Source organism: Paenibacillus sp. MAHUQ-63 (assembly GCF_028765165.1).
Lineage (GTDB): Bacteria > Bacillota > Bacilli > Paenibacillales > NBRC-103111 > Paenibacillus_E.
This window is the reverse complement of record NZ_JARADB010000003.1, coordinates 1298387-1310793: the sequence shown is the minus strand read 5'-3', so window position 1 is coordinate 1310793 and position 12407 is coordinate 1298387. Positions and strand designations below refer to the sequence as shown.

Genomic DNA, 12407 nt, shown 5'->3' with positions numbered 1-12407 from the left:
TGTTTTATGCCCCGACGCACGTTGTCAGCAACAAAAACCAAACAAATCTATTCCTTACTGCGCGAACAGATAATTCAAGGTGTTTTTGCAGCCGGTGTTAAACTCCCATCCACGCGGGATTTGGCAAACGAATTCGGAGTATCGCGGGCACTCCTTGTGGACGTGTTTGAACTGCTAATCGCTGAAGGGTACTTGGAGGGCCGTCATGGCTCTGGCAGCTATGTCGTTGATTTAGGCGGAAGTAAACGTCAATTCCCTTCTCAGCTCCAAGAAATCGATTATTCCTGTGAAACGACTGTTCCGGAACCCCCGGCTCGCTTCCAGGGCATTGATTTTCGCCCAAGTTTCCCAGCTTTAGAGCACATCCCTTTCAAGAGATGGAAAGAAACTGCCATTGCCGCATATGCAGATATTCATTCAATAGAATTTGGCTATGACGATGATCCTGCAGGCCATTGGCAACTTCGAGCGAATATTTGTCGGTTTTTACTGCATACCAAGGGGATTAGGTGCTTACCTTCGCAGGTGATCATAACCGCCGGAGCGACTCAAGCCATAGCCTTGCTGTCCCGGCTCTTATTGAAACCGGGGGACGCAGTAGTCGTAGAAGATCCTAGTGCCACCTTCATTCAACAGATTTTTGCATCGACAGGTGCTGATATTATACCAGTTCCGGTAGATGAACATGGCCTGCGCGTTGACGAGATACCGACTCATCGGCTCCCCAAATGTGTGTTTGTTACTCCTTCACATCAATTTCCTTTAGGCAGCATTCTTTCCATTGGACGGCGCTTGCAGCTTATAGATTATGCCCGTCAAAACGGATGTTATATTATCGAAGATGACTACGACAGCGAATTCCGTTATACAGGAATGCCGGTACATGCTCTACGAGAGCTTGACTCGGAACGTATCGTCTATGTCGGGACTTTCAGTAAAAACTTGTTCCCTGCGTTGCGTATTGGTTATATGGTAGTTCCGCATGAACTGATAACTCCTCTTCTTCGTTTAAAGCATCTGACAGACATGCACAGTCCGATCTTACCGCAAATCACTTTGTCAAGATTTATCGCCGAACGCCACCTAGAACACCACATCGCCCATATGAAGCGCATTTACAGCAAAAGACGAAAATGTCTCATCGCCGGTTTGTCCAACATTTTCGGCAACAGCGTGAAAATATCTGGGGATGCCGCAGGACTGCATCTGGTTACGGAAATGGCCGGAAGCGTTTGCGACTCCCAAGTAGTCGCTAAACTTGAGGCACTTCATATTAAAGTATATCCCGTACAAAAATACACAATCACTAAAGGGAAGTACGAAGATCGACTTATTATGGGATTTGGCAATGTGGAAGAAAACAACATTTTCGAGGGAATCAAGGCGATTGCGAGTGTCTTAAGACATATGTCATAAACATACCGATCGAAATTGTTTCCGAATCTACTTCAATTTCATACTTCAAAATACGATGGAGTTCAGTAATTAACATTACAGAACTCCATTTTTTTTTTTTTTAGAACTGTAATCGATCTATCCAATCCATATTTGGAGGTTTCAGAACGATAAGAAGTCAAATGCTACTAAACAGTTGAGTTATTCCGATTGTTATAGAAACCGGGGAATCTTTCAGCATTTTAGGTGCGACAGTAGTGATTCAACAGTATATTAGGTTTCATGTTCTCGATACTTAATACAGTTTTGCCTGTATACCCAATCTCAAAAATAAAAATGGAGAATTGTAAACTACATTACATAACTCCGATATTTTTAAATTTATAATCAAGTTATCATTCGAAATTGGAGGTTTAAGAACATGAGCAACCAAAATTTAACCGAACAGTTGGAAGCAACTGCTCAGCAGTTTAAGGCCAATGCACCGATTGAAGCGCAGATCAAGATCGGTCAAATGATTGAGGAACTTCAGAAATCGGGGATTGCTTCCGGAAAACAACCAGGTGATAAGGCACCGGACTTTAAATTAACAAATGCACTAGGGCGGGATGTCATTTTATTTGAAGAGTTGGCGAAAGGACCGGTAGTGCTGGTCTTCTACCGAGGCGGATGGTGTCCTTATTGCAATATGCAATTAAGGGCATACCAGCAGATATTACCGGAAATCCAGGCCATAGGTGCGCAGCTTATAGCGATTAGCCCACAAAAGCCGGATCATTCGTTATCCCTTCAGGAAAAAGAAGGATTGAAATTTCAAGTCCTTAGCGATCCGAACGGCTTGGTAACGGCCAAGTACAATCTGCTCTTCGATGTTCCGACGGGAGTAAGGGAACTCATGGAAGGTATCGGAGTCGATCTTGCGGAATACAACAATACATCGCAATGGGTTTTGCCGGTTCCGGCTACCTTCATGATTGATGAGAGCGCCATTATTCGTTCCTCCTATGTCAATCCGAATTTCATGCAGCGTCAAAGCCCGGAGGAAATTTTGCGAGAGTTAAAAAAGCTTTAACGTGCGGGGAAAGGGACAAGCTGGAGATCTCATCAAATGCTGACTAATTACCTGCTTTAGTATCTTTAATAGACATAAATCCACAAACTGGTTGTGATGATTACAAGGTCGGTTATCAAAGAGAGTAAAATAGAAGGAAGGTTGATTCCACATGATAAAAACAGAGAGTAAAAAACAAGAAATTTTAAAAGCTTACCAGTTCAGACATGCTTGCAAGGTGTTTGATTCCAACAAAAAGATTTCTGATGAAGATTTTCATTTTATTTTGGAGACAGGAAGATTGTCTCCAAGTTCATTTGGCTTCGAGCCATGGAAGTTTGTCATCATCCAGAATGCAGCTCTTCGGGAAAAATTATCCCCTGCATCTGGCGGCGCCAAGGGACAACTGCCCACTGCCAGCCATTTTGTAGTTATACTGGCCAGAAGAGAAAAAGGCTTACGGCTTGGCTCGGTTCACGTGAACAAAATGTTTAGAGACATACATCATATGCCTGAAGAAGTTGTACAAGATTGGTCCGATTTCTACAAGAACTTCGTGGAAACAGAACTCGAAGATAATGACCGTCTCATCTTTGAATGGTCAATCAGACAAACCTATATAGCATTGGGGAACATGATGACAGCCGCGGCTCAAATTGGTATTGATTCCTGTCCGATCGAAGGTTTTGATAAAAAGCAGGTGACTTCTATTTTACAAAATGAAGGTATCATTGACGGCGACGATTTCGGTGTATCCTGTATGGTCGCTTTCGGATATCGTCAAAAGGATCCCAAACGTCCACAAACAAGACAACATCTCGACGAGATTGTTGAATGGCGATAAATGCATCAGTGGACATGCTTCGTTATCAGATGCTTGTTGAGTTAAAAAAGTGGGGGTTGCTGTGGGTTCGGCAACTCCTTTTTTATGGTGTTTAAAGGTAGGATTTTTTGGGCAACCACAAGCGATTTTCAATAAAAATTAAACAACCTTAGTCCGGCGGAGTACCGGACTAAGGCTGCTTTGTGCTCTTATTTCATTGTTGTCTACTTGACGGGGCGCCATCGGCCTCCCGCCTTGGAAGGACCCAGTTGGGGCGCGGGAAGTGGCAGGTGTAGCCGTTCGGATAGCGATCCAGATAGTCCTGGTGCTCCGGCTCTGCTTCCCAGAAGTCGCCGACAGGCATCACTTCGGTGACGACCTTGCCCGGCCACAGATCCGACGCGTTCACGTCGGCGATCGTCTCCTCCGCCACCTTTTTCTGCTCGTCGCTCGTATAATAGATCGCCGAACGGTAGCTTGTGCCGATATCGTTGCCCTGACGGTTCCGCGTCGTAGGATCGTGAATTTGAAAGAAATACTCCAGGATGCGCCGATAGCTCGTCTCTGCTGTATCGAAGACGATTTCGATCCCTTCCGCATGAGTGCCATGGTTGCGATAGGTCGCGTTCGGAGTGTCACCGCCAGTATAGCCGACGCGAGTCGAGACGACGCCGGGAAGCTTGCGGATTAAGTCCTGCATTCCCCAGAAGCATCCCCCAGCGAGTACTGCGCGCTGATGCATATTAAACCTCCTCAATCTGATCGAGATATTTGTCGTGCCCTCGTTCTCCGTTTCGTCGCGATGGATGAATCGGAGCGACGCGGAATTGATGCAGTAGCGTAGGCCACCTCGATTAGCTAATCGGGAAGATGTGACCGAGATGGCTGTCGCCGTGAGTGGATCTAACCTCGGTCCTTGTCATCTCATAGGACTCGATGCTCCTTGTCTAGCATGTCCCAAATCCGTATTGGAAAATTCATGAACAATTACAGGCAAAAAATAGTAATATCTAGCTAAAAGAAAGGGGCTCCTACTTTGGAATTCTGGAGTCCACAGTGACATTTCCTATCGGAAATATTGCTCCTGAGGGCTCAGTCATTAAATCGACCGCCATTGACCCTGAAGTTGTAGGAGAAGACGGTGTATACCACCATACCGGACGCGCGAAAGTATTTACAACGGAGAAATCGGCAGTTAAAGCGATAAAAGACGGCCGTATTTCGGTGGCGGGGGAGTGTTTACGATGTCGATCGCATTATTGAAGTAGTAAATGCCGGACATACGTATTTGGACATGCTAGAACGCGAGCAGAAAAATAGCGGAGGCGGTAACAGCCATACGGAGCATTTTGGTACATAGCGGCAATAAACCAGAATGGGGCTGTCCCAAAGTCATAGATGACTTTGGGACGTCCTTTCTTCATTCTGTAAAACAAATTGAAAGCTTAATTTTTTTCAACTAGTCTATTTTGTTTGTCCTGAAATTTAAAATTCATAATTGAGCGTCCTCCTGCTGATGGGATTTTGTGCCGCTCATTTACCGGGGGATGATCAGGAAGGAGCGGGAGCCGCTGGTCATGCAGGCGCTGGAGGCCGTTGATTTGGTGGACCGCAGGCGGCATCTGCCGTCCGAGCTGTCCGGCGGGCAGCAGCAGCGGGTGGCGATTGCCCGGACGTTGGCCGGGGATCCGGCGATAATTCTGGCGGATGAGCCGACGGGCGTTGGATTCGAAGACCGGGACGGAGATTCTGGGGATTTTCCAGAGATTGAATGAGCAGGGCAGGACGATTGTGTTGATTACGCACGACCTGGCAATTGCCCAGCAGGCGAAGCGGGTTGTGTATTTCAGGGATTAGCGACAGATACTTGGTGCGGAGGAACAAAAGAATTATCACTCGCTAGTAATGACCTTGAAGAAATAGCTGAGTTGAAAAAAACGAGTAAAATCCTCAATGTTACTGCTATCATTTCTGTGGTGTTGTTTGTAATTATTACGTTACTAATGATATTAAAACGAAACCGGAAAGAAAACGACAACTAAGCTAAAGGAGAACGATAGTGGAAAGTTAAGGGAGCAGTTCGCCGCGGTCGGCAGCGACTCCCTTATGAAGATATTGCAGTTATCGAAATAAGGCTTATGATTATGAGAGTGAAAACATTGAGTTGTTTTGTAAAGAAATCGAAATAATCACAGGAAGAATTCGATTTGATTGTATTTCATTTCCTCCAAGCGTATGAGACAATAGCTCCTCTTATAAAAGCTTATCAAGATAAAAACGACTGAAGTAAATACTTCTGGATATTCGTTTAGTATTAAACTATCGGGACACGATAGCTGAATAAACAAGGAAGGCAGCCGATACAGTTTGGACGGCTGCCTTTTCCTACTCGGCAGGAGGTCGTGCAGAAACTCCATAATAATCATCTTTTAGTAAAGGGTAGGAATTGGGGGGCACGCAACGACATCAATAATTCTTGGATCAATGCCATAAAACATCCAAAACACTCCATTCCACCTATAACCTGAAACTTCACCATACTCTACACGAGTCGGATAAAACCAGAAATTGTCTCCATTCAGAAGCCAGACATATGTGTATTCATATAAACAGTCAACTACATAGGATACCTCAGGTTTTGGGGGAATAAATGCAGGTGGAGGAGATTGCGGTTGTCTCATGTACACCTGCGGTTGTGGGATAAAAAACATTGAATTCCACTTCCTTTTATGAAGTTTAAACTTAACTGTATTTCATGCTATGTGGGTAAATAACTATTTGATTGTACTGGTGCCTAAGACGATGAAGAATTCAATCTATCACATGTAGTCCGTCTTTAATTAAACTATGGAGAAACGATATTGAATAACGAACTTGAACAAGGCTGCATCGGAAACGATGGGTAGCCTTGTTCATTGCTCATGAAATTCATCACAAAACGAGTATGAAAAATCGTTCCTTGATATGTGGACATGTCTTTTCGCCCCAAAGGAATCCGTGACTGTGAGTAGTTGCTTTTTTGCGTCTAAGGCACTCTTTTTCAAATAAACAATTTCGTGAGCCTCAATGCCATCAGTGAGCAGGGTGATAATAATGGCGTCTTGCGGATTCGGTCAACCAGCTTCAATCTGTTCGGTTTGCTCAAATGTAAGAATACGAAATCAACTTCCCTTCCCAAGTCAAAATGATTTTCTGTAAAAGTTTCATGCGGCCTTTCAATATGAAGCAACTATATAAACTTTGCAAAGAAGGGCGAGATTTATGCCAAATTACAAAAATAATAAATATTCTGAAAATAAGCAGGGAATCTCAGATCCATGAAGAATTGGGATGATAACTTTACGATCGAAATTGCGAGGGGGCATCGTGATGAATGATGAGGCGAATTTGAAAAAAGTATTAGGGTTAAAAGATGCGATTGGCATTGCAATTGGTCAAATTATTGGAGCAGGCATCATGTCCATTACAGGGATCGCCATTGGTTTAACCGGAACTGGGGTTCCGCTCGCATTCCTGCTTTCCTCGATTTTTATGCTCATCGTTACGATCCCTCTTGCAGTGCTAGGCTCTGTGCTTCCAACGACAGGGGGCATGTACACCTACACAAGTCGGCTGCTGTCTCCGAACGCGGGGTTTGTTTATCTGCTCTTATTCACGTTCGGTCATTTGACCATAGCGGTGTATGCCATTTCTTTCGCGCAATATTTACAGGGGCTTGTGCCGGAAGCTCCCATTATGCTGATTGCGTTCGTCATGCTCACATTTTTCTATTTGATTAATCTTTTCGGCGTGAAGTTCATGTCATCATTGGGTAAAATGTTGGTCGTGATTAAACTGATATCTCTGCTTGTCTTTATCGCTTGGGGAGTTACAGAGGTGGATTACGCGGTGTTTCAACCTGCTGAGATGATGCCTCATGGCTGGACGGGCTTACTTACGGCAGTAGGAATGACTTCCTTCGCCTCTGGCGGTGCTTATGCGGTTGTTGAACTGGGAGGGGAGATGAAACGTCCTCATCGGGATATTCCGCTTGCGATCCTGATCAGCAGTGGTATCGTCGCGTTGCTGTATATCGGCATTGGCATTGTAGCGACTGGCGTTTTGCCGGTTAGTGAGGTTGCTGGGGAATCACTTACAGATGTTGCGAGGACCATTTTGCCGAATCCGTTGTTTATGTTCTTTATTGTTGGGGGAGCGATGTTCGCATTGGCCTCAACGCTAAACGTGACGTTCTCCTGGGTGACGAGGGGGATGCTCGTTGCATGCCGGGATGGTTGGCTGCCAGCTGCCTTTGGCGCTGTCAATCGCAGATTTGGCACACCGCACTGGCTGCTGACGTTTTACTACATTCTCGGAGTCGTGCCGATTGTGACGGGCGTATCTTTAACGACGATTTCCCAGTTAGGTGTCGGCATCCTGCTTTTTTCCAGCATTTTCCCCGTACTCTCGGCAGTACAGCTTCCGCGCAAGTACCCTGAGCTTTATCGTAAAGCGCCATTCACCATGAAACCTGCCCTTCTGTATATGGTGGTCTCCGTTGCCGTCATTTTGTTGGTCTATCAAGGTTATTTATTGCTCAGCCGGTTATCAGCGCCTTTAATTGTTGGAAACATGGTGCTGTTCATAGCTTTCATCGTATATGTAAAGATTGTAGGGAGACGAAAGTTCGATCCTACGAATGACAAGCATGCTGTGGGGGATAGATCCGAGATTCATTTGTCGCAATAATGGCTTTCAACTCTTTAGTAAACTCTCTGCACGCGATGGACTGATGCCGATTTTTTAATCTAATGGAACAGAAGGACACATCCATGTCCTCTCCGGTAATTTCTAAGGCTACTATGCTGCCGGTGAGAATATAGGGGTCATATTTTAAGCCGAGCTCTGTATAAAAGCCAATTGCAATGCCCTCGGCTATTACACGCTTTGCCGCTTCCGAATTGCCCAACTTGAATAAAATATTCGGTTCCCCGTGCTTTTTGAGCTTCTCAATCAAATAATCGGAGTTTAGAAGGATCGGTTGTTTCGCAAGTTCCTCAATGGAGATGCTTGTCCGGTCAGAAAAGGGCGAATTTTTGCCTACACAGGCCATAACGCGGTTATCCATTAACTTTTCTACGGTTAACTGTTTATTGGTCTCTTCGTACTGCCTCGAAACAGCGATTAAGCCCATATCGACGTTTCCGGAAAGCACCTCTTGCTTGATCTGCTGATAGTCAAGTTCCAGCATTTCCAGCTCTAATCCAGGGTGTTTTTCTTTGAAAATCGCTAGTGCTGGGGGGAGTACGCTTAGGCACAAGCTTGGTACGGATGCAATGGAGAGGAGCCCGGAAAGCTCTTTGGCATGATGGCCGACGGATTCCCGGAGTTCCTCTACTTTGCTAATAATTTCTTCAGCTTTACTTATAATCAGTTTGCCATCATCAGTCGGTACGGCGCCAAAACGCGATCGATTAAAAAGCTTGACACCAAGCTCTTCCTCTAGCGAGACGATCGCTTGGGAGATGTTCGGTTGGGAAACGTGCAGTTTTTCGGCTGCCAATGAAATAGATCCTGTTTGGTTAATCTCGATCAAATACAGTAGTTGTTCGATCCGCATACTTCACCCTGCCCCTGATGGATATATTGGTGTAAATATATCCCATACGGCAAAGGAAGACAATGATAGTGAAGGCCTATTTTAATAGGAAGTTGCAGTCGCTTCAGCGTTCATTTTGTTGTTCTCGCGAATTTGTGCATTATATATGAAGCGGGAGAGCACTACGCTAATTTCATATAAAGCAAACAAGGGCACGGCGACCATCAAGTGGGAGATGAGGTCAGGCGGCGATATAAGGCTTGCCGTGATGACGAGCACAAGATAGGCGTATCTGCGAAATTTGTGCAGCAGCTTCGGATTCAGAAGCTTGATACGCGTCAGAAACATGACGACGATAGGCAATTCGAAGGCGATGGATAAAGGCAGCACGATGTTGAGCATGAAGCTGAAATATTGAGCAACGCCGTAGGTCTGGGTCAATCCAAGATTTTCTGTGATGCGAATCGTGAAAGTCATGCACATGGGGAAGACGACAAAGTAGGCAAAGGAAAGCCCGATCATGAAGCAAAGGAATGTATAAGGAATATAGCGGAGTGTGGCGCTTTGTTCTTCTTTGGTAAGACCTGCCTTCACGAAGCCCCATACTTGGAAAAGAATAAAAGGCAATGTGATCGTAAGCGAAATCACGAAAGCAATCATCATATAGATGCGAATGCCATCCATAGGGGAGAACACGTGCCAGCTCATGCTAGATGCCGGGGGAGTTTCTTTGAAGTATAGAAGAATTTTCTGAGCAGCGAAAAATCCGCCAATCATTGTTAGAACAAGAACAAACAAGACCCGAATAATGCGGGTTCGGAGCTCGGATAAATGGTCCACCAGTGACATCATTTCTTTTATTTGCATAGAAGGCACCTCCAAGTCTCTGTTTGCCTTACGAACCTGCCAACATGCGTTTGAGCTCGACGGTGTGGAAGCCGTTCGTCATTTTTATATGTATATCCATAATCATTTCAATATCTTCGAATGAATATTTGCGAACGCCCCCTTTGCTTCTCTCCGGAAAGATAAGTTTCCGATCTTCGTAGTAGCGAATTTGCCTTTCCGATAATCCGGTCAATTCACTGACCACACCGATTTGGATCACTTTCTTTTGTGTCATCTTCGTCATCATCGTTATCCAACCTCCGTTTATGTTAGTTAAATTAACATGTACGTGACGTAAATATAAGTAAACTCTATCATTCCGGTAAAATTAGATCAAATAATCCATTTTTATCTTGGTATAAGTTTAAATTATGTAATGTAATCTGACATAAACTAATGACGAAACCATTTTTCGTTTGATATGTTTAATGTGCGGTTTATCCAAACATGAACGAGGAGATGGGAGCATGGAGAAGACACCGATTAAAGAAGATCAAATTACACGTAGACAATTTTTGACTACTGTCGGAAAAGTAGGAGGTTCAGCCGCACTTTTTAGTGTTATGGGAACGTTAGGATTGTTATCCCCAGAGACAATGAAAGCTGCCGACTATACGCCTCCTTCAGGCTGGGATCTCACCTCAACGAATCGCAATGGCAAGAAAGTTATCATTTTAGGCGGAGGGATTGCCGGTTTAACTGCTGCCTATGAACTTGGAAACGCGGGGTATCAATGTACCATTTTAGAAGCTAGAGCTCGAGTGGGCGGCAGGGCATGGTCGGTTCGCAGAGGAACGACGGTTGCGGAAATAGGAGGAAGCAAACAAGTCGCACGCTTTGATAATGGCATGTATTTTAACGCTGGACCGATGAGGATCCCGCAGTTTCACGTGACTTTGGACTATGCACGCAAATTTGGTGTCGCGATCGAGCCATTTAACAATGTGAACGAAAGCGGCTACTACTATAACGAAAATGTCGGCGAACTGTCAGGCGTGAAAATTCCGAAGCGCCAAGCGAAAGCGGATGTTAGAGGCTACGTGGCTGAAATGTTGGCTAAAGCAGTGAATCAAAAGGCGCTGGATCTCCCCTTAACAACGGAAGAAAAAGCAAAACTCGTTGCGTATTTGAAATCCGAAGGGGATTTGAATGCGGATCTGTTCTACAAAGGTTCGGAACGGGCCGGGTACACGGAGGAGCCAGGCGGTAAATTCGACTCAGGCGTCCGCAAAGATCCATTCAGCTTAAAAGCTATCATTAATTCCGGTTTTGGACAATTTTTTAGCAGTGAATATTCCTATGATCAGCAAATGATGATGTTCCACCCGGTTGGCGGTATGGATATGATCGCGAAAGCTTTTGAGAAGCGTGTTGGCGATAAAATTGAGTTCCATTCCGAAGTTCAAGAAATTAAGCAATCTTCGGAAGGCGTGCGCATTCTGTATAAGGATTTGAACACGGGCGCAAGCAAAGAGGTTTCAGGCGACTTCTGTATCTGCACCATTCCGCTCCCTGTTCTTAAAGATATTAAGGCTGATTTCTCCGCCGAAATGTCAACGGCTATCTCCAAGATCGCATATGCCTCCGCGGGCAAAATCGGTCTTCAGTTCAAGCGCCGCTTCTGGGAGGAAGATGAGTTTATTTACGGCGGAAGCACGCTCACGAATATGGATATTTCCAGCATCTATTACCCGCCTACCGACTATTTTGCGAAAAAAGGGCTTCTGCTCGGGTACTACGCCTTCGGCGGAAATGCGGATAAACTCGGCAAAATGACACCGGCCCAGCGCGAAGACTACGCGTTAAGCCAAGGCGCCAAAATTCATCCGCAGTATTATAAAGAGTTCGAAGCTTCGTTCTCCGTCGATTGGAAGAAGATCAAGTACAACCTTGGCGGATGGGCTTCGTATACAGCGGATGACCGTAAAAATTATTACCCGACCTTATGCAAGCCGGATGGCCGTATTTATTTGGCTGGGGAGCATATCAGCTACATTACCGCTTGGCAGGCAGGTGCTATTGAGTCTGCAAGAAAAGTAGTCACCGAGATTCATGAGCGCGTCATGAAAGAGTAGACAAAGAGGAGCGATGAACGATGATCTTAACTAAAAAAGTGAAAACAATAGCAGCTGCCACCATAGGTTCATGCCTCATTTGTGTTAGCGCTTATGCTGCGGGAACCGAAAAGACGAACAAATATGCATCAGAGCCGATTAATGAAGTCGAGTTCTATGGAAACCCTTCCTCCTCGATTGCTGCAGGCGTATCCGTCCCTTCGGGATCCTCTTATTTGTTCACAAGCGGAACCGTGCCGCCTGTCATTAATAAAGAAGGCAAAACGGTTTATGAGCGCTATGGGGATACCAAGACGCAAGGTATCGGTATTTTGAAGGAAATTGAGAAGCAATTAATGGAGAAAGGCTTAACGCTTGCCGATGTCGCTTATCTTCGTGTGTATGTAACGGCGGATGCAGCCAAAGACAATAAGTTCGACTTTCAAGGTTGGTTTGATGCCTATGCCCAATTTTTCGGAACGGAAGCGAACCCCGTTAAACCGGCGCGTTCCACGGTTGGCGTTGCAGGTCTCGTCAGCTCTGACTGGCTGATTGAAATCGAAGCTGTGGCGGTATATCCGAAGCATCATAACCAAAACTAATGAAACGGAGTTGATG

At 45.2% G+C, this 12407-nt stretch carries 10 protein-coding genes and 3 pseudogenes; 8 read left to right on the top strand and 5 right to left on the bottom strand.

What is annotated here, in order from left to right:
- The first annotated feature begins 6 nt into the window (after positions 1 to 6).
- From pdxR to PUT07_RS21615, 3 genes are all read left to right on the top strand, one after another.
- On the top strand, positions 7 to 1416 hold the full coding sequence (gene pdxR / locus PUT07_RS21625; RefSeq protein ID WP_274470518.1) for a MocR-like pyridoxine biosynthesis transcription factor PdxR: 1410 nt from the start codon (positions 7 to 9) through the stop codon (positions 1414 to 1416).
- Between the two features lie 400 nt (positions 1417 to 1816).
- Positions 1817 to 2467 carry a peroxiredoxin-like family protein gene (locus PUT07_RS21620; protein WP_274470517.1) on the top strand — a complete coding sequence of 217 codons (651 nt, stop codon included), beginning with the start codon at positions 1817 to 1819 and terminating at the stop codon, positions 2465 to 2467.
- Positions 2468 to 2618: 151 nt separating this feature from the next.
- Positions 2619 to 3290, top strand: a complete 672-nt coding sequence (locus PUT07_RS21615) for an NAD(P)H-dependent oxidoreductase (protein ID WP_274470516.1) — start codon at positions 2619 to 2621, stop codon at positions 3288 to 3290.
- Positions 3291 to 3483: 193 nt separating this feature from the next.
- On the opposite strand, the gene msrA is transcribed toward PUT07_RS21615, so the two are convergent.
- Positions 3484 to 4011 (bottom strand): peptide-methionine (S)-S-oxide reductase MsrA, encoded by a 528-nt coding sequence (gene msrA, locus PUT07_RS21610; protein WP_274470514.1) that lies wholly within the window; start codon positions 4009 to 4011, stop codon positions 3484 to 3486.
- Between the two features lie 36 nt (positions 4012 to 4047).
- A pseudogene (locus PUT07_RS21605) lies at positions 4048 to 4201 on the bottom strand (peptide-methionine (R)-S-oxide reductase); the annotation flags it as partial.
- Between the two features lie 112 nt (positions 4202 to 4313).
- Between PUT07_RS21605 and PUT07_RS21600 the strand changes: the two are divergent.
- The 3 genes and pseudogenes from PUT07_RS21600 to PUT07_RS21590 all read left to right on the top strand — a co-directional run.
- A pseudogene (locus tag PUT07_RS21600) lies at positions 4314 to 4511 on the top strand (hypothetical protein); the annotation flags it as partial.
- A 284-nt stretch (positions 4512 to 4795) separates the two neighbouring features.
- Positions 4796 to 5126: pseudogene (locus PUT07_RS21595) on the top strand (ABC transporter ATP-binding protein); the annotation flags it as partial.
- A 1512-nt stretch (positions 5127 to 6638) separates the two neighbouring features.
- Complete coding sequence (locus PUT07_RS21590; protein WP_274470512.1) at positions 6639 to 7997, top strand: APC family permease; 1359 nt, start codon at positions 6639 to 6641, stop codon at positions 7995 to 7997.
- Here the strand turns inward: PUT07_RS21590 and PUT07_RS21585 are convergent.
- The 3 genes from PUT07_RS21585 to PUT07_RS21575 form a co-directional block, all read right to left on the bottom strand.
- Positions 7942 to 8868, bottom strand: coding sequence for a LysR family transcriptional regulator (locus PUT07_RS21585; protein ID WP_274470511.1), 927 nt, complete (start codon positions 8866 to 8868; stop codon positions 7942 to 7944). The genes PUT07_RS21590 and PUT07_RS21585 overlap by 56 nt on opposite strands.
- Positions 8869 to 8949: 81 nt before the next feature.
- Complete coding sequence (gene tatC, locus PUT07_RS21580) at positions 8950 to 9714, bottom strand: twin-arginine translocase subunit TatC (protein WP_274470510.1); 765 nt, start codon at positions 9712 to 9714, stop codon at positions 8950 to 8952.
- A 28-nt stretch (positions 9715 to 9742) separates the two neighbouring features.
- The gene (locus PUT07_RS21575) at positions 9743 to 9979 is read right to left on the bottom strand and encodes a MerR family transcriptional regulator (RefSeq protein ID WP_167064274.1); all 237 of its coding nucleotides are present in this window, start codon (positions 9977 to 9979) and stop codon (positions 9743 to 9745) included.
- Positions 9980 to 10202: 223 nt separating this feature from the next.
- On the opposite strand from PUT07_RS21575, the gene PUT07_RS21570 reads away from it, so the two are divergent.
- Both PUT07_RS21570 and PUT07_RS21565 read left to right on the top strand, forming a co-directional pair.
- Entirely contained in the window at positions 10203 to 11810 is a 1608-nt protein-coding gene (locus PUT07_RS21570; protein ID WP_274470509.1) for a flavin monoamine oxidase family protein, read from the top strand.
- 20 nt (positions 11811 to 11830) lie between these two features.
- Entirely contained in the window at positions 11831 to 12391 is a 561-nt protein-coding gene (locus PUT07_RS21565) for a RidA family protein (protein WP_274470507.1), read from the top strand.
- Positions 12392 to 12407: the final 16 nt, after the last annotated feature.

Coding starts and splice junctions, on each gene's coding strand:
- pdxR (WP_274470518.1), top strand. CDS start 7: ATGCCCCGACGCACGTTGTCAGCAACAAAAACCAAACAAATCTATTCC.
- PUT07_RS21620 (WP_274470517.1), top strand. CDS start 1,817: ATGAGCAACCAAAATTTAACCGAACAGTTGGAAGCAACTGCTCAGCAG.
- PUT07_RS21615 (WP_274470516.1), top strand. CDS start 2,619: ATGATAAAAACAGAGAGTAAAAAACAAGAAATTTTAAAAGCTTACCAG.
- msrA (WP_274470514.1), bottom strand. CDS start 4,011: ATGCATCAGCGCGCAGTACTCGCTGGGGGATGCTTCTGGGGAATGCAG.
- PUT07_RS21590 (WP_274470512.1), top strand. CDS start 6,639: ATGAATGATGAGGCGAATTTGAAAAAAGTATTAGGGTTAAAAGATGCG.
- PUT07_RS21585 (WP_274470511.1), bottom strand. CDS start 8,868: ATGCGGATCGAACAACTACTGTATTTGATCGAGATTAACCAAACAGGA.
- tatC (WP_274470510.1), bottom strand. CDS start 9,714: ATGCAAATAAAAGAAATGATGTCACTGGTGGACCATTTATCCGAGCTC.
- PUT07_RS21575 (WP_167064274.1), bottom strand. CDS start 9,979: ATGACGAAGATGACACAAAAGAAAGTGATCCAAATCGGTGTGGTCAGT.
- PUT07_RS21570 (WP_274470509.1), top strand. CDS start 10,203: ATGGAGAAGACACCGATTAAAGAAGATCAAATTACACGTAGACAATTT.
- PUT07_RS21565 (WP_274470507.1), top strand. CDS start 11,831: ATGATCTTAACTAAAAAAGTGAAAACAATAGCAGCTGCCACCATAGGT.